We start from the raw sequence: 16,098 nt of genomic DNA, 5'->3' as shown, positions 1-16,098 counted from the left end.
GTCGGGTGCATGAGCACCGACTGGCGCCACGACGGCGTCCGGGTCATCCCCGGCGACATGCTCGACGACAACACCCCGCAGACCCCCGGCATGCACCGCGCCGCCGCCGTCACCGGGGACCGGGTCGGCGCGCAGCGGTTGTGGGCGGGCACGGTGACCATCCACCCCGGCGCCCGCACCGCGGCGCACCACCACGGGGAGCTGGAGAGCGTCATCTACGTCGTGCGCGGCCGGGCCCGCATGAAGTGGGGCGAGCACCTGGAGTTCACCGCCGAGGCCGGGCCGGGCGGGTTCATCTTCGTGCCGCCGTGGGTGCCGCACCAGGAGATCAACGCCCTCGACGACGAGCCGCTGGGGTGCGTGCTGACCCGCTCCGGTCAGGAGCCGGTCGTGGTGAACCTCGACATCACCGGGGTCGAGCAGCCCGAGCACGTGCCGTGGATCGACCCGCTGCACCGGTCCTGAGCAGGCAGACGACCAGCGTCAGCGCCAGCAGGGTGCCCAGGACGAGGTCGACCACCGGCCACGCCCGCTCCGACGGGTCGAGCCCCAGGGTGTAGACGGCCAGCGGGTCCACCAGACGCCCGCGGTAGGCGAGCAGCGTCGCCGGACCCAGCGCGAGCAGCAGCCCGGCGACGCGGCCCGCGGTGGCCGTCGCCCCCGGGTGCCGGCGCGCCCACAGCGCCGAGACCGAGAGCAGCGCCAGACCCGCGAGGATCAGTGGCAGCCAGGCTCGCCACAGCCCGACCGGCAGTACTGGCACCGCTGTCCCGTGCCGGAAGACCAGACCCGGCACCTGCTGGGCGACCAGCAGCACGGCGGCGGCGCCGGCGACGACCGGGGTGGCCCGGGACGGCCGGCCGGGCGACTGTCCCGACGGCTGGCCGGACGGCTGCTCGGACGGCTGCTCGGACGGCTGGCCGGACGACACGGCACTCACGGCGGGTGACGATACGGGCCGTCGCCGCGCGTCGGGTGTGACCGTGCCCGAGGGGCTCCCGGAGGTTGTGCGTGCCCCGCGTCGCCGGGCACGCCCGGCGTACCCGGCACGCGTCCGGTCTCATCCCGTCGGAGCGATCCGCGGGAGTGCCCGTGGGCCGGGAAGGGGCAGACCGAGGTTCTCGCGCAGGGTCGTGCCGGTGTAGTCGTCGGCGACGATCCCGCGGCGGCGCAGCTCGTGGAGCAGGCCGTCCACGACGAACTCGTGCTGCCGGGGGTCGGCCAGCCCCTGCAGCGAGATGACGTCGAGGACGCCGGCCCGGAACCGCTCCTCGACGGCGTCGGCGAGCTGTTCGGGGGTGCCCGCCGCGGCCCAGTGCCCGGTGTCCTGTGCCGCGATCACCAGCTCGCGCAGGGTGTATCCCTCCCGGACGTAGCGGGCGAAGATGTCGACCCGCCCGCGGCGACGGTGCACCGACCGGATGTCGGGCAGCAGGGACTCCGGGATCGGCACGTCGAGCGGCAGCTCGGCCAGCGCGGTGGGCTCGATCCCCCCGAGCATGTCGGCCACCTGCGCGCGGCCGCGGTCGAAGTCGATCGCCTCCCGCCGGTCGCGCACCGTCCGCAGGGCCTCCTCCTCGGTGGCGCCGTAGGTGGCGTGGAAGGAGCTGAAGATCAGGGGGAGCCCGCCGGGCCGCCCGAGCCTGCCGGCCTCGGCACGGATCGCGCGGGTGAAGTCCAGGGCGATGTCCAGGGTGGGCAGCGAGGTGAAGACCACCTCGGCGTAGCGCGCGCCGAGCGCCCGGCCCGCCTCGGACTGCCCGGCCTGCATCTGTACCGGGCGCCCCTGCGGCAGCGGGGGGATGTTGAGCGGGCCCGCCACGTCGAAGAACCGGCCGGCGTGGTCGATCGGGTGCACCCGCTCGGGGTGCAGCACCGCCCGCCCGTCCGGCCCCCGGGTGAGCGCGTCGGCGTCCCAGCTGTCCCACAGCGCGTTGACGACCTCGAGGGTCTCGGCGGCGCGGGCGTACCGGTCCTCGGGGTCGGGCAGCCCACCGGGTCCGAAATTCTCCTCGCCGAGCGACGACGTGACCAGGTTCCAGGCCGCCCGCCCGTTCGACACGTGGTCGAGCGTGCCGAACAGTCGGGCCAGGTTGTACGGGTGGTGGAACGTCGTGGAGACCGTCGCGATGAGCCCGATGCGCGAGGTCACCTGGCTCAGCGCGGACACGAACACGAGCGGCTCCTGCGACCCGATCGCGCCCTGGGCGCCGAAGCGGAGCAGGTCCGCGGTGAACAGGGCGTCGATCCGGGCGGCCTCGGCGAGCTCGGCGACCCGTACCGCGGTGTCCAGGGTGGACCGCTCGGGGTCCAGGGCGAGGTCGTAGGTCTCCGCGACGCCGCCCGCTCCGGTCACCGTGCGGAGCATGCGGGGTGGACGGGCGCTCACCGCGACCTCCGGATCCCGTGGGGCCGGATGCGGGAGGAGGCACCGGCGCCTGACGCCGGGGGGACGGCACCCGTCGGCGTGGGGGCGGGCCGCGTCGGCCGGTCGGTACCGGTGGTGGGCACCAGGGCACCGCGGGATGTGGCGGGCATGAGGATCCTTCGGTCGTGCGGTCGGGAGACGGGCTGTGGTCAGCCCCGACAGCACGCCCCCGAGGTCCGCACGAAGTCCACGTGGCGGCGCCGGACGGCGACGAACATGCGGTCCTCCCTCGTGCTGGGCGCTACCACCCGCACCCGCGGCCGGACGGTGCTGTCGTCTCGCCGACCCCACCTCTGCCGGTCGCCCCGTGCGAGCCTGCGGAGCCGACACAACCCGGGTGGTGCGCCGGTGTCAAGGCGGATCAGGCACTTGCGCCGGCCGCCTGCGGGGCGGGTCCCGAGGGCGAGGACCGACCGATGACCGGGGGTCTCCGCCCCCGGAACCCGGAACCGGAACCCGGCAGCGGGGCCGCCGCCCGCTGCGGAGCGGGTCAGGGCCGGCTGCGGGCGACGAGCTCCTCGATCGCCCGGACGACCTGGTCGGGAGCCTCCTCCGGGATGAAGTGGCCGGCACCGACCACCCGGACGTCGAGGACGTCGACCGCGTCGCCGACGAGGGGTCGGACGGCCGCCGCCATGTCGGGGATCGAGCCCTGGTCGCTGGAGATCGCCGACACCGGCACATCGATCTTCCGGGCGGCCGCGAGCTCGCGGTTGCGACTCGCCGACTCCGGCACGGACCGGTAGTAGGCGAGGATCGCCCGCACCCCGTCCGCCGCGGCGAACAGGCGTGCGTACCGGTCGATCTCGGCATCGGAGAACACGTCGGGCGCCGCGGCCTTTTGGGTCAGGAACCAGGCCACGTACTCCCGCTCGTGCCCGCTGATGAGCGTCTCGGGGAGATCGGGCACGAGGTGGAAGGCGAAGTGCGCGAGCTTGTAGGCGCTCGCGGGGTCGAGGGCCACGCTGGTGGGCAGGCTGACGCCGGGGATCCCGGCGTCGAGCAGTGCCAGACCGAGCAGCTCGGGTCCGCCGGACGCGGCCGGGGTGTCGAGGGCGTAGGTGGTGGCGACCCATGCCCCGACGTCGTGGGCGACGAGCCAGTGCTCGCCGACCCCGAGGAGCTCGACGGCCCGCCGCACGAGGCGCGCCACGCTGAGGGTGTCGTAGCCGTCGGCGGGCCGGTCGGAGTGCCCCTGCCCGGGAAGGTCCAGGGCCACGACCCGGTGGGTCGCGGCGAGGGCGGGCATGACCCGGTGCCAGGCCCACCAGGTCTGCGGCACGCCGGCCAGGAGCACCACCGCGGGTGCCTCCGGGACGCCACCGTCGACGGCGTGCAGCGTCACCCCGTCGACGTCGACCATGTGGTGGGTGAAGCCGTCGAGGACGTCGAACGGCAGGTCGATCTCGCGGTGAGCGGATGCGGTCATCGTGCTCTCCTCCCTGGGGAGCCGAGCGTAGAACGGGTACCTATCGCCTCCACCGTGGGCGTGGTCGTTCTCCCCGGGCAGAGCCGGTGTCGGCCGCGCGTGAGCTGCCGCGGCGTGCCGCACCCGGTAGCGTCGTCGCCGATGCGGCGGCGGACGGACGAGCAGGCGGCCGCCCCGGTTCCGGCCGGGGCCCGCGACTCCGGGGCAACCCCGGGGTGCACCGGCACGATGCAGCACGGCGTCCCGCGCGCGGACGGCACGACAGCGCTGCCCGCGGCGCGCGGCGGACGGAGAACACCGGTCGACCCCCGCCGCCGCATCACCCAGCGTTGCGGCCCCGCCGTACCGTCCGATCCCGCGGTGCGGGACCGCTCGAGGGTGCGGGGCCGCTGATGGCACCGCACCCGGCGGCGGTCGCCGCGGCCGCCTGCGCCGGGCCGTGGGGCACGGACCCGCTGACCGAGCGGCTCGCCGGGCTCGGTGGCTGGTCGGGACCCGAGGAGCTGGCGGGCGTCGTGGGCGCGCTCGTCGCCCGGCGGCGCCGAGCCCCGCGCGATTCCTCGGCCGGTGTCGAGGCCGAGGTCGTCGCGCTGCTGGCGGGGCCGCGCCGACATCGCCGGGTCGAGCAGCCCGACCCGGTGTGGCGCCTGCCGGTGCCCCGCTGGGCGGATCTGTCCGCCCTGGCCACCGCCCTGCACCTCGACGACGGCGAGCTCGCCTGGTTCGCCGACCCCGGCGGCTGGCTGCGGCACGCCCCCGAGGGGCCGCTGACCCACTACCGGCGGCACTGGACACCGTCGCGCTCCGGGACACCCCGGCTGATCGAGGCACCCGCCCCGCGGCTCGCCGAGCTGCAGCGCCGGATCCGGCGGAGGGTGCTCGACCGGATCCCGGTGCACCCGGCCGCGCACGGCCACGTCCGGGGGCGGAGCCCGCACACCCTCGCCGCGGAGCACCGGGCCCGGCCGATGGTGCTGCGCCTGGACCTTGAGGGCTTCTACTCCCACGTGACCGGCGGCCGGGTCGCCGGACTGCTGCGGGTCGCGGGCTACCCGCCCGCCGTCGCCGCCACCATCGCCGGCCTGCTCGTGACCGCCACCCCGCCCGGGGTGCTGCGCGCCTGCCCGCACCGCGGCGATCCCGCCGCGCGACGACGGATGCTCGACCGCCTCGCCGCACCGCACCTGCCCCAGGGCGCGCCGTCGTCGCCGACGGTGGCCAACCTGCTCACCTACGGACTGGACCGGCGGCTGAGCGGCCTGGCGACCGCGGTCGGCGCCGCCTACGGCCGCTACGCCGACGACCTGGTGTTCTCCGGCGACGCCGCGCTGCCGGTGCACGGTCTGACGCGGCGGGTGGCGGCGATCGCCGCGGAGGAGGGCTTCCGCGTCCGCCCGGACAAGACCCGGATCATGCCCGCGCACCATCGGCAGCGCGTCGTGGGCCTGGTCGTCAACGGCGACGCCCCGGCCGCCTCGCGCCGCGACCACGACGAGTTGCGCGCGATCCTGCACAACGCCGCCCGCACCGGCCCCGACGCGCAGAACCGGGCCGGGCACCCGGTGTTCCGCGAGCACCTGCTGGGGCGGATCGCGTGGGTGGGTCACGGACGCCCGGCGCGGGCGGCGCGGCTGCGGGAGCTCTTCGACCGCATCAGCTGGTGAACCGCCGGGGACGGGGAAACGGCGGGCGCCGGGGGAGCGCGACGGCTACGGTGACGGCCGTGGGCAGTCCGGAGTCGAACACGCGGTAGCCACCGGTCCCACCGGTGGCGGCGACCTCCCCTGCCCGCACCCGGTGACGCGGCCGGACCGATGTCCGTTCCCGACCCCGTCACCCACGGAGTTCCACCGTGCTGCTCGTCGTCCTCGCCTGCGCCGTCACCGCGCTGGCCACCACGGAGTTCATGCTCGCCGGGCTCGTCCCGGACATCGCCGCCGACCTCGGCGTCACCCCGCTCGCCGCCGGGTCCCTGACCTCGGCGTTCGCCGTGGGGATGGTCCTCGGCGCCCCGCTCACAGCGCTGGCCGCACGCCGGCTGCCGCCGCGGCTCGCACTGTGCGGGTTCCTGGCCGCCTTCGTCGCCGCGCACGTCGCCGGGGCGCTGACCCCCGGCCTGGGGATCCTGCTGGTCACCCGGGTGCTCGCCGCGCTGTGCACCGCCGGGTTCCTCGCCGTCGCCCTGTCGGTCGCGGTCGCGGCGGCGCCGCCGGAGCGTACGGCCCGCGCGACCGCGACCCTGCTGTCCGGCACGACCGTCGCCCTCGTCGCCGGTGTCCCGGCCGGCGCACTGGTGGGACAGGCGTTCGGCTGGCGTGCGACGTTCTGGGTGGTCGCGGCGGTGGCCGCCGTCGCGCTGGCCGGGGTCGTCGCCGGCGTCCCCACCGGCGACGGCGGGCGGGCACCGGCGCCCGGCCTGCGCGCCGAGCTGACGGTCCTGCGCCGGGGCGCGGTCGTCGGGGCGCTGGCGCTCGGTGCCCTGGTGAACGGCTCGACGTTCGCCGCGTACACCTACCTGGCGCCGCTGCTGGCCGAGGCGGGCGGCCCACCGGCGGTGCCCGTCGGGCTGCTGCTGTTCGGGTCCGGCGCCGCCACAGGGGTGGGCATCGCGGGCAGGTTCGCCGACACCCGCGCCCGCCCGCTGCTGCTCGGCGCGGGTAGCGCGCTGCCGGTGGCCTGGACCGCGCTCGCGCTCGGTGCCACGCACCCGGTGGCGGTGCTCGCCCTGGTCGGGCTGCTGGGCGCGCTGGGTTTCGCGGTCGCGTCGACGCTCGTCGCCCGGGCGCTGACGGCCGCCCGCGAGGCACCGACCCTCGGCGGCGCCGTCGCCACCGCGTCGCTGAACGCCGGAGCGACCCTCGGCCCGCTGCTGGGTGGCGCGGCATTCGCGGCGGCCGGGCCGATCGGTCCGATATGGACGGCCGCGGCACTGGCCCTGCTGGCCGCGCCGCTGCTGGTGCTCACAACGACTCCCAGTCCAGCTCCGGGCCGGGCGGCCACGGCCGCTCCCACCCGCCCAGGCGCAGCACCGCGTCGAGCACCTCGGCGGTGAACCCCCACACCACGTCCTCGCCCACCCGGAAACCGGGGCCCCGCCAGGCCCCGCCCCCGGCCCGGAGCCGGAACCGGTGCGCCGGGTCGGCGAGCACCACCAACGGCACCTGCAGCACCGCCTCGGTCTCGGCCGGGTCGACCGCGTGCAGCCGGGTCGGCGTCCGCCAGTGCCCCAGTACCGCGGTCACGTGGAACCCGGTCAGCAGGATCAGCCGCGGCAGCGTCGCGACGACGTCCACACCGGACGGCTCCAGCCCGGTCTCCTCGGTCGCCTCCCGCAGCGCGGTGGCCGCGGGATCGGTGTCGCCCGGGTCCGCACGGCCCCCGGGGAAGGAGATCTCGCCGGAGTGGTGGCGCAGCCGTCGGGCCCGCCGCTGGAGCACGACCTCCGGGCCGTCGGGGCCCTGCCCGAGCAGCACCAGCACGGCCGACTGCCGGGGTCCGACGTGGTCGGCGGGCAGGTCGTTCCTGCTGATGTCCCGCGGCCCGGCGTGCTCCAGCCCGCGCAGCAACGGCACCATCCAGTCCGGGGCACGGCCGGGATCGGGCCGGGCGGCGTCGAGCCAGCGCCGGGCCGCGGCGACGTCACACATACGGTTGGGTGATCATCTCGAGGAAGTGACCGGCCGGGTCGAGGAAGTACACCCCGCGCCCGCCGTGCCCGTGGTTGATCTCGCCGGGGCGGGTGCGCTGCGGGTCGGCCCAGTGCTCGGCGCCCGCCTCGACGAGCCGGGCGTACGCGCGGTCGAACAGCGCGTCGTCGACGAGGAACGCGTAGTGCTGGGGCTGGATCTGCGGGTAGACGTCGGTGGGCAGGTCGGCGAACTGGACGAGGACGCCGCCGTCGAGGGCGACGTTGGTGAACGGCCCCCAGGACGGCGCCTGCGCCGCCTCCAGGACGTGCCGGTAGAACTCGGCGGAGGCCACCCGGTCCCGGGCGGCGACGATCATGTGGTTGAACGTGCAGGTCATACGGGTCTCCCGACGACAGTGGGGACCACGCGAACGACCTGGGTGAAGGAGCTGCGCCCGCGGGCCCGTGCGGGACTGGCGAGAACTCCTTCCGGCTGGGCCCATCGGGGGCGCACCGGACACGCTATCAGCGCAGCGCGGCGTTGCCGATGTCCTGCGCCCGCCGCAGCCCCGCGGCGACGGGCAGCCGCCCGGCGAACAGGTCGTCGAGCGTGGGCTCCATCGCCGTCGTCGCCGCGCCCACCTTCGGCCCCGACGGTGCCGGGGTCGTCGGGCCGTCCGCGACGAACTCCCGGGTGTCGACGCCGCGGCGCGCCCAGTAGTCGAACCAGCCCCGCTGGGCCGCGGTCACCGCGGGCAGCCCGGCGCCGCTGTCGCCGACCGGGGCGGCACCCTCCGGCGATCCCAGCCAGCGCAGCACCCGCAGGATCTCCGGACGCCGCGGGCTGTCGGCGTTGCCGGCGGCCACGATGCTCGACACCACGCTGACCCGGCCGCGCGGGCCCTCGACCATCGGCGCGATCCCCCAGTCGAAGGTCGCGCCCTCGGCGATGTTGGCGAGGTTGTAGGTGCCGCTCTGGAACAGTGCGATCCGGCCCCGCAAGAACTGGTCGCGGCTGAAGTCCGGGTTCTGGTTCGTGTCGGCCGCGGACGGCGCCACCCGCTCGGTGTTGATCATGTTCACCAGGTAGCCGAACGCCTGCTCACCCGCGGGCGTGGCGAAGTCGAAGGTCTCGTCGGGGGCCTGCAACCGGCCGCCCGCGGAGGCGAGGAAGTTCACGTAGATCGCCTGCAGGTCCCGGGCCGCGTTGAAGCCGTACCGGCGCACCGTGCGCGGGTCGAACCCGGGCTGGTCCGCGGTCCGTCCGGTGGCGTCGGCGGTCAGCCTCCGCGCGGCCGGGAGCAGGGTGTCGCGGGCCGGGTCGGTCGGATCCCACCGCAGCGTCGTCGGGTCGACCCCGGCCGCGCGGACCAGGTCCTTGTTGTAGAACAGCGCGATCCGGCCGTCGGTCACCACCGGGACACCCCACAGAGTGCCGCCGCGGGTGTACTGGTCCGCGGCGGCCGGCACCCAGCCGGCGCGCTGGTCGGCCAGCGCCGACCCGACGTCGATCAGCCTTCCGGCGTCGGCGAGCGCCCCGAAGTTGGACGAGTTGACCCAGTAGATGTCGGTCGCGGTACCCGAGGCCACGTCGAGGGGCAGCGAGGTGAAGTAGTCCTTGAACGGGACCTGCACCAGCTCGACCCGGATGTCGGGGTTGGCCGCGGTGAACGCGTCGAACGAGCGCCGGTAGGCCGCCGCGACCTGGGTGTCCCACAACCGCAGCGTCACCGTGGTGACGCCGTCGGCATCGTCGTCGAACTGCGACGCGGGGGAGCAGGCCGTCAGCACCAGCGCCGCGACCAGCACCAGCGCGGCGCCCAGGCGGCGCCTCACCGGAACCCCGTGATCGTGATCGAGCGGACGACGCTGCGCTGGAACACCAGGAACAGCGCGATCAGCGGGACGATCGCGACCGTCGTCGCCGCCATCACGATCGGCCAGTTCCCGTTGTACTGGGTCTGCAGCCCGGCGGTCGCCACCGTCATCACCTGCCAGGTCCGGCCGGAGGTGATGACCAGCGGCCACAGGAAGTTGTTCCAGTGCGTCACCACGGTGATCACCGCCAGCGTCGTGAGGATCGGCCGGCTCACCGGCACGACGACGTGCCGCAGGATCCCGACCGTCCCGGCACCGTCGAGCCGGGCGGCGTCGATCAGGTCCTGCGGGATGGTCCGGAAGTGCTCGCGCAGCAGGAAGATCGCGAACGGCGACCCGAGGACGTAGGGCAGCACCAGCGCCCAGAAGGTGTTCCGCAGCCCCACCTCGGTCATCATCAGGTACAGCGGGATCACCGTCACCGCCTGCGGCACCATCAGCGTCCCCAGGTACACCCAGAACAACGCGTCGCGACCCGGGAACTCCAGGCGGGCGAACGCGTACGCCGCGAGCACCGAGAACAGCAGCTGCCCCACCAGGACCACGACCACCACCTGCGCGGTCACCGCGATCGGGGTCACGAAGTCGTAGTCGCGGCCGAACAGGGTCACGATGTTCTCGACCGTCGGCGGGGCCGGCGGTGCCAGCACCGGCGTCGCCGCGAACTGCCGGGTCGTCTTCAGCGCGGTCATCACGCTCAGCACGAACGGCGCCAGCGTCACCACCGCGCCCACCAGCAGCGCGACCAGCACGGCCGCGTCGACGAGTCTGCCGCGCCTCACGTGTCGAGCTCGTAGGTCGTGCGACGGCTGAACCACCGCTGCTGGGCCACGGTCACCACCACCAGGATCACGAACAACACCACCGCCATCACCGCGGCCTGCCCGACCGCGCGGTTCTCGAACGCCTCGTAGTAGATCCGCCCCGCGACGACGTCGGTGACACCCTGCGGGCCGCCGTTCGGCGTGAGCGCGTACACCGAGTCGAACACCTGGAAGCTGGAGATCACGCCGGTGACCAGCACGAAGAACAGCGTCGGCCGCAGCAGCGGCAGCCGGATCCGCCACAGCAGCTGCCACGCCGATGCCCCGTCGAGCCGGGCCGCCTCGACGATCGTGTCCGGGATGGCGCGCAGCCCGGCCAGGAAGAACAGGGCGACGTAGCCGACCTGGGTCCAGGCGGTCACCGCCGCGACCGACGGCAGCGCCAGCGCAGGGTCGGCCAGCCACTCGACGCGGATCCCCAGCAGCGCGTTGAGCGCGCCGTCGGTGGGGGACAGGATCCACCGCCACACCACGCCCAGCGCCAGCGGCGCGCAGATCCACGGCAGCACGAAGATCACCCGGAACACCGTGGTCCCCGGCAGACCGCGGTCCAGCAGCAGCGCCGCCGCCAGACCGAGGGCGGTCTGCACCGGGATGACGATGAGCACGAAGAACGCCGTCACCAGCAGGGACCGGGTGAACCGGCCGTCGGTGGCGACGGCGACGACGTTGTCCAGCCCGACGAACGTCCGCGGCCCGACCAGGTCCCACCGGAACAGCGCCAGCCCCACCACGATCAGCACCGGGACCAGCAGGAACAGCACCACACCCAGCAGGCTGGGCGCCAGCAGCAGGTACGCGGTGCGGGTGTCCCGCCGGGACCGGCTCACGTCCCGTGGGCGAAGCCCGCGGCCTCGCTCCCGCGGACGGGACCGGCCTGGCGGCGCAGCCGCTCCAGCAGCCGCGCCAGGTCGTCGAGCAGCAGCGCGGCCAGGTCGTGGCTGAACCCGTTGCGCACCACGATCCGCAGCGCCGCCAGGTCCTCCCGGTTCTGCGGGAACGTGTACGCCGGGACCAGCCATCCCGTCTCGCGCAGACCCGCCGACACGTCGAACACCGAGAACGGTTCGCCGTCGGCGACGGTGAACGCGAACACGGGCAGCTGCGAGCCGTCGGTGAGCAGCCGGAACGCGCCCGTGTCGGCGATCCGCCCGGCCAGCCCGGTGGCGATCTCCCGGCAGGTGCTCTGGACCCGCGCGTAGCCCTCGCGGCCGAGCCGCAGGAAGTTGTAGTACTGGGCGATGACCTGCCCGCCGGGGCGGGAGAAGTTCAGGGCGAACGTCGGCATGTCCCCGCCCAGGTAGTTCACCCGGAACACCAGGTCCTCGGGCAGCGCGTCGGTGTCGCGCCACACCGCCCACCCGACGCCCGGATGCACCAGGCCGTACTTGTGGCCGGAGGTGTTGATCGCCGCCACCCGGGGCAGCCGGAAGTCCCACTCCAGGTCGGGGTCGCAGAACGGCGCGATCATCGCTCCCGACGCGCCGTCGACGTGCACCGGGACGTCCAGCCCGGTGCGGGACTGCAGGTCGTCGAGCGCGGCGCAGATCTCGGCGACGGGCTCGTAGCTGCCGTCGAAGGTGGACCCCAGGATCGCGACGACGCCGATGGTGTTCTCGTCGCACAGCGCGACGGCCTCGTCGGCCCCCAGGTGCAGCCGGTCGCCCTCCATCGGGACCAGCCGCGGCTCCACGTCCCAGTAGTTCGCGAACTTGTCCCAGCAGATCTGGACGTTCACGCCCATCACGATGTTCGGCCGGTCCGTCGGGAGGCCTGCCGCCCTGCGCCGGTGCTGCCAGCGCCGCTTGAGCGCCAGCCCCCCGAGCATGCACGCCTCCGACGAGCCCGTCGTCGAGCAGCCGACGGCCCGTCCCGGGTCGGGGGCGTGCCACAGGTCGGCGAGCATCCGCACGCACCGCTGCTCCAGGTCCGCGGTCCGCGGGTACTCGTCCTTGTCGATCATGTTCTTGTCGAAGGACTCGGCCATCAGCCGCTCGGCCTGGGGCTCCGCCCACGTCGTGACGAACGTGGCCAGGTTCAGCCGGGCGTTCCCGTCGAGCATCAGCTCGTCGTGCACGACCTGGTAGGCGATCTCGGGGTGCAGGCCCGAGTCGGGCATCCGGAACCGGGGGATGTCCACCGGCTCGGCCGCGAAGACGGGGTTGACCGAGACCCCGCGGTCGTCGCCGCGGTCCTCCGAGGGTGAGTGCGCACCGGGCATGGTCAGCAACCTAGGCCCGGCCGGCCGGGAGCGCCCGCGGACGCGCCCGATCCGGGGACCCGGGTCAGGCGCCGAGCAGCTTCTTCTGGACCTTGCCCATCGCGTTGCGGGGCAGGGCGTCGACGAACACGACCTCGCGGGGACGCTTGTGCCAGGACAGCTGCCCGGCGACGTGGTCGATCAGCGCCTGCCCGTCACGCGAGTCGCCGACGACGTAGGCGACGATCTTCTGGCCGAGGTCGGGGTCGGGGGCGCCGACCACGGCCACCTCGGCGACGCCCGGGTGGTCGAGCAGCACGGCCTCGATCTCCCCGGAGCCGATCCGGTAGCCGCCCGACTTGATCAGGTCGGTGGACTCGCGGCCGACGATGCGGTGGAACCCGCCCGGGTCGCGGACGGCGAGGTCCCCGGTGCGGAACCAGCCCTCGCCGGCCCAGCACTCGTCGTTCGCGTCGGGGCGGTTCAGGTAGCCGTCGAACAGCATGGGGCCGCGGACCTCGAGCCGGCCGACGGTCTCGCCGTCGTCGGGGACGGTGGCGGGGGCGTCGTCGGAGGCGGGCAGCAGCCGGGTCTGGGCGCCAGGGACGGGGAGGCCGACCCATCCGGCGCGACGCTCCCCGGAGGCGTGCGCGGACAGGGTGATCATGGTCTCGGTCATGCCGTAGCGCTCGACCGGCGCCTGCCCGGTCAGGCCGGCGATCCGGTCGAACAGCGAGGCGGGCAGCGGGGCGCTGCCCGAGACGAGGAGCCGGGCCCGGCCCAGGGCACGGGCGGCGTCGGGCTCGTCGACGATCCGGTTCCAGACCGTGGGGACGCCGAAGTACATCGAGGCGTCGACCGCGGCGTAGCGGGCGGGCTGCGGCTTGACCGTGTGCACCACCCGCGACCCGAGGCGCAGCGAACCGAGCACCCCGAGGATGAGGCCGTGCACGTGGAACAGGGGCAGACCGTGGGCGACGGTGTCCTCGGGGGTCCAGTCCCACACCTCGAACAGGGCGTCCAGCCCGGCGGCGATCGCGGCCCCGGACAGCTGCGCGCCCTTGGGGCGGCCGGTGGTGCCGGAGGTGTAGAGCAGCATCGCGGTGGCGGCCGGGTCGACCGCGCGCGGGGTGAGCGGTCGTGCGCCGGGGACGACGACCGGCAGGTCGACGCCGTCGGGCCGCGGTCCCGCCCAGGCGGTGGCGCCGGAGTCGGTCAGGATGTGCCCACGCTCGGCCGGCCCCGAGTCCGGGGGGACCGGCACGACCGGCACCCCGGCCATGATCGCGCCGGTGATCGCGACGACGGTGTCGATCGAGGCGGTGGCGTGCACCGCGACCGGGCCGTCGTCGGGGATCCCGGCGGCGACGCGTCCGCCCCGGTCGACGAGCTCGGAGCGGGAGAGCACGTCGTCGCCGACGGTGACGGCCCGCTCCAGGTCCCGCGGCTCGGTCAGGGAGGTGAGGAACACGAGGATCTCCTTCTCACGCGGCCATGGCCGGCAGTACGAGGGCGCCGACCAAGGCCAACGGGCCGATCACGACCATCGACAGGCCCCAGCGGGTCAGCAGTGCAGTCATGCGGGGGCGTTCCTGCTCGTCGACGGTGGTGGCGACCAGCGTCGCACCCACCGTCGAGAAGGGCGACACGTCCACGATGGACGAGCAGACCCCGAGCGCGCAGATCAGCGCCCAGCCCGGGAGCCCGCCCTGCTGCACGAGCGGGATCGCCAGCGGCACCAGCGCGGCGAGGATGCCGGTGGTCGAGGCGAACGCCGACACCAGCCCGCACACCGCGCAGATCACCAGCGCTGCGAGCAGCGGGACGGTGAGGCTCGCGGCGAGGTCGCCCAGCAGGTCGACCGAGCCGATCTCCTGGAGCACGCCCACGTAGGTGATGATGCCGCCGACCAGCAGCACGGTGGACCAGTCGATCTCCTTCAGGGCACCGCGACCGCTGTCCGGGTCGATCAGGGTCAGCACCGCGCCGAAGACGAAGGCGAGCACTCCGACGTCGGGCTCGGCGTCGAGCAGCGCCAGCACGACGATCGCCGCGACCAGGCCGAGCATCGCGACGACGGTGATCCGGTGCGTCGCGGTGAACGGCTCGCGCGCCGGCGGCTCGGTGTCTCCGGGCTCCTGGGGCCCGCCGCCAGCGGCGACCGGGACCCGGCTGCGGGCGGAGAACATCAGGTAGGACGCGGCCAGCAGCACCAGGTTCGCGACGATCGCGACCGCGAACAGGGTCAGCGGGGCGAGCGCGATGCCCGCCGCCGACGCCGTGCCCCAGGTGACGATCCCGAACAGCGACGTCGGTGCGAACCCGCCCGCCGACAGCCCGGTCCCGATGGCCAGCGCCATCAGCATCGGGTCGATCCCGCGCCGGTGGGCCACGGTCATCCCGATCGGTGCCATGACCAGACCGCCCAGGGGCGAGCCCATCGCCGACACCACGCCGGTGAGCACGAAGAACGTCAGCGGCAGCGCCCCGGTCCGGTCACCGACCACGACCAGGGCCCGGTCGACGAGCCGGCCGATGGTGCCGTTGGCCTTCGCGATCCCGAAGAAGAACGTCACCCCGACCAGCAGGACGAGGATGTCGACGGGGAAGCCCGCGACGACGTCGTCGAGCGGCAGGCCCGCGACGAGCACGCCCATGCCCGCGGCGGCCGCGAACATGACGATCCCGATGTGGGACCGGCGGACCTCGGCGATCACGAAGACCGCCGCGAACACCACCAGCGTGACGACCTGCACCGTCTGCACCGCCATGCCTACCCCCGTTGGTACGCGCTTGTCGTATCGGTCCATCAGGTGGCACAGTGGTTCGTAGAGTGGACCGTCTGGGGCGGACACTAGGTCGCCCGAACGGGGGAGGTCAACACCGCTCATGGCTCCGACCACCAGCGTCGTCTCCGCGGTCCGCGTCCTGGAGGCGGTGGGGGAGCGTCAGCCCGTCGGGCTGTCCGACCTCGCCCGCACCGTCGCGCTGCCGAAGTCCACCGTGCAGCGGATCCTGCACACCCTCGCCGAGGTCGGCTGGTGCGTCAGCGACGACACCGCCCGCTGGCGGCTCACCTACCGGGCGTTCGCGGTCGGCAACCAGGCCCGCGACGCCGGTGGCCTGCGCGCGGTGGCGCTCCCGGTCCTGCACGAGCTGCAGCTCACGACGGGGGAGACCGTGCACCTGGCGGCCCCGGACGGTCGCGAGCTGGTCCTGCTCGAACGGCTGGACACCGCGCACCGGCTGCGCGCGTTCCTGCCGCTGGGTCACCGCATCCCGCTGCACGCCTCGGCCACCGGGCAGGCCTACCTCGCCGCGTGCACCCCGGCGGAGGTCGAGGACTACCTCGCCGGTCCGCTGGAGGCGTCCACCCGGCGCACCGTCGTCGACCCCGACCGGCTGCGGGCCCGGATCGCGGAGGTCCGCGAGCGCGGATGGTCGGTCAACCCCGAGGGGCTCTCCGACGGCATCGCCGCGGTCGGCGCCCCCCTCCTCGGTCCCGACGGGCAACCGGTCGGGGCGCTGTCGGTGTCCGGTCCGACGGTGCGGATGACCGAGGACGTCTTCGACGACCACGGCCGCGCCGCCGCCGACGCCGCCCGGCGCATCTCCCACGACCTGGGGGCCCGTCCGTAGGCACGCGCCGGGAGTGCAGTCCCAGCCCGCAGCCCCGGCCCGCAGTCCCGTCCGGCAGCACCGACGGAGCCC

15 protein-coding genes are annotated in these 16,098 nt (G+C 74.6%); 4 read left to right on the top strand and 11 right to left on the bottom strand.

The window, feature by feature from the left end:
• Positions 1–9: 9 nt before the first annotated feature.
• A complete protein-coding gene (locus Ae331Ps2_RS24895; protein ID WP_075306167.1) occupies positions 10–465 on the top strand; it encodes a cupin domain-containing protein in 456 nt (151 codons plus the stop codon).
• Here the strand turns inward: Ae331Ps2_RS24895 and Ae331Ps2_RS24890 are convergent.
• The 3 genes from Ae331Ps2_RS24890 to Ae331Ps2_RS24880 form a co-directional block, all read right to left on the bottom strand.
• Positions 407–940 carry a hypothetical protein gene (locus Ae331Ps2_RS24890; protein WP_139318708.1) on the bottom strand — a complete coding sequence of 178 codons (534 nt, stop codon included), beginning with the start codon at positions 938–940 and terminating at the stop codon, positions 407–409. The genes Ae331Ps2_RS24895 and Ae331Ps2_RS24890 overlap by 59 nt on opposite strands.
• 120 nt (positions 941–1,060) lie before the next feature.
• The gene (locus Ae331Ps2_RS24885) at positions 1,061–2,356 is read right to left on the bottom strand and encodes an NtaA/DmoA family FMN-dependent monooxygenase (protein WP_233147552.1); all 1,296 of its coding nucleotides are present in this window, start codon (positions 2,354–2,356) and stop codon (positions 1,061–1,063) included.
• 562 nt (positions 2,357–2,918) lie between these two features.
• A complete protein-coding gene (locus tag Ae331Ps2_RS24880; protein ID WP_075306171.1) occupies positions 2,919–3,857 on the bottom strand; it encodes an alpha/beta fold hydrolase in 939 nt (312 codons plus the stop codon).
• Between the two features lie 392 nt (positions 3,858–4,249).
• Here Ae331Ps2_RS24880 and Ae331Ps2_RS24875 point away from each other — a divergent pair, with 392 nt between their 5' ends.
• Positions 4,250–5,521: a reverse transcriptase family protein gene (locus Ae331Ps2_RS24875; RefSeq protein WP_083695958.1), complete on the top strand. Its 1,272-nt coding sequence runs from the start codon at positions 4,250–4,252 to the stop codon at positions 5,519–5,521.
• A 188-nt stretch (positions 5,522–5,709) separates the two neighbouring features.
• On the top strand, positions 5,710–6,909 hold the full coding sequence (locus Ae331Ps2_RS24870; RefSeq protein WP_075306173.1) for an MFS transporter: 1,200 nt from the start codon (positions 5,710–5,712) through the stop codon (positions 6,907–6,909).
• On the opposite strand, the gene Ae331Ps2_RS24865 is transcribed toward Ae331Ps2_RS24870, so the two are convergent.
• From Ae331Ps2_RS24865 to Ae331Ps2_RS24830, 8 genes are all read right to left on the bottom strand, one after another.
• Positions 6,818–7,504 carry a CoA pyrophosphatase gene (locus Ae331Ps2_RS24865; protein WP_075306175.1) on the bottom strand — a complete coding sequence of 229 codons (687 nt, stop codon included), beginning with the start codon at positions 7,502–7,504 and terminating at the stop codon, positions 6,818–6,820. The genes Ae331Ps2_RS24870 and Ae331Ps2_RS24865 overlap by 92 nt on opposite strands.
• Positions 7,497–7,883: a VOC family protein gene (locus tag Ae331Ps2_RS24860; RefSeq protein ID WP_075306177.1), complete on the bottom strand. Its 387-nt coding sequence runs from the start codon at positions 7,881–7,883 to the stop codon at positions 7,497–7,499. The genes Ae331Ps2_RS24865 and Ae331Ps2_RS24860 overlap by 8 nt, the downstream gene beginning before the upstream one ends.
• Positions 7,884–8,010: 127 nt before the next feature.
• Complete coding sequence (locus tag Ae331Ps2_RS24855; RefSeq protein ID WP_075306179.1) at positions 8,011–9,321, bottom strand: sugar ABC transporter substrate-binding protein; 1,311 nt, start codon at positions 9,319–9,321, stop codon at positions 8,011–8,013.
• Positions 9,318–10,145, bottom strand: a complete 828-nt coding sequence (locus tag Ae331Ps2_RS24850) for a carbohydrate ABC transporter permease (protein WP_020623777.1) — start codon at positions 10,143–10,145, stop codon at positions 9,318–9,320. The genes Ae331Ps2_RS24855 and Ae331Ps2_RS24850 overlap by 4 nt, the downstream gene beginning before the upstream one ends.
• A complete protein-coding gene (locus Ae331Ps2_RS24845; RefSeq protein WP_075306181.1) occupies positions 10,142–11,017 on the bottom strand; it encodes a carbohydrate ABC transporter permease in 876 nt (291 codons plus the stop codon). The genes Ae331Ps2_RS24850 and Ae331Ps2_RS24845 overlap by 4 nt, the downstream gene beginning before the upstream one ends.
• Positions 11,014–12,408 carry a glutamate decarboxylase gene (locus Ae331Ps2_RS24840; protein WP_075306183.1) on the bottom strand — a complete coding sequence of 465 codons (1,395 nt, stop codon included), beginning with the start codon at positions 12,406–12,408 and terminating at the stop codon, positions 11,014–11,016. Before Ae331Ps2_RS24840 ends, Ae331Ps2_RS24845 begins: the two co-directional genes overlap by 4 nt.
• 64 nt (positions 12,409–12,472) lie before the next feature.
• Positions 12,473–13,858 carry an acyl-CoA synthetase gene (locus tag Ae331Ps2_RS24835; RefSeq protein WP_198932181.1) on the bottom strand — a complete coding sequence of 462 codons (1,386 nt, stop codon included), beginning with the start codon at positions 13,856–13,858 and terminating at the stop codon, positions 12,473–12,475.
• 13 nt (positions 13,859–13,871) lie between these two features.
• Complete coding sequence (locus tag Ae331Ps2_RS24830) at positions 13,872–15,158, bottom strand: SLC13 family permease (protein ID WP_075306186.1); 1,287 nt, start codon at positions 15,156–15,158, stop codon at positions 13,872–13,874.
• Between the two features lie 118 nt (positions 15,159–15,276).
• Here Ae331Ps2_RS24830 and Ae331Ps2_RS24825 point away from each other — a divergent pair, with 118 nt between their 5' ends.
• A complete protein-coding gene (locus Ae331Ps2_RS24825) occupies positions 15,277–16,026 on the top strand; it encodes an IclR family transcriptional regulator (RefSeq protein WP_075306188.1) in 750 nt (249 codons plus the stop codon).
• Positions 16,027–16,098: the final 72 nt, after the last annotated feature.

It is taken from the genome of Pseudonocardia sp. Ae331_Ps2 (genome assembly GCF_001932405.1).
Lineage (GTDB): Bacteria > Actinomycetota > Actinomycetes > Mycobacteriales > Pseudonocardiaceae > Pseudonocardia.
The sequence above is the reverse complement of the archived record's forward strand: the minus strand, read 5'-3'. Positions and strand labels throughout refer to the sequence as shown.

What these genes read in the sequence shown, in the direction of transcription:
- Ae331Ps2_RS24875 (WP_083695958.1), top strand. Translation starts at nt 4,250, where the DNA reads ATGGCACCGCACCCGGCGGCGGTCGCCGCGGCCGCCTGCGCCGGGCCG.
- Ae331Ps2_RS24895 (WP_075306167.1), top strand. Translation starts at nt 10, where the DNA reads ATGAGCACCGACTGGCGCCACGACGGCGTCCGGGTCATCCCCGGCGAC.
- Ae331Ps2_RS24865 (WP_075306175.1), bottom strand. Translation starts at nt 7,504, where the DNA reads ATGTGTGACGTCGCCGCGGCCCGGCGCTGGCTCGACGCCGCCCGGCCC.
- Ae331Ps2_RS24825 (WP_075306188.1), top strand. Translation starts at nt 15,277, where the DNA reads ATGGCTCCGACCACCAGCGTCGTCTCCGCGGTCCGCGTCCTGGAGGCG.
- Ae331Ps2_RS24830 (WP_075306186.1), bottom strand. Translation starts at nt 15,158, where the DNA reads ATGGCGGTGCAGACGGTGCAGGTCGTCACGCTGGTGGTGTTCGCGGCG.
- Ae331Ps2_RS24840 (WP_075306183.1), bottom strand. Translation starts at nt 12,408, where the DNA reads ATGCCCGGTGCGCACTCACCCTCGGAGGACCGCGGCGACGACCGCGGG.
- Ae331Ps2_RS24880 (WP_075306171.1), bottom strand. Translation starts at nt 3,857, where the DNA reads ATGACCGCATCCGCTCACCGCGAGATCGACCTGCCGTTCGACGTCCTC.
- Ae331Ps2_RS24860 (WP_075306177.1), bottom strand. Translation starts at nt 7,883, where the DNA reads ATGACCTGCACGTTCAACCACATGATCGTCGCCGCCCGGGACCGGGTG.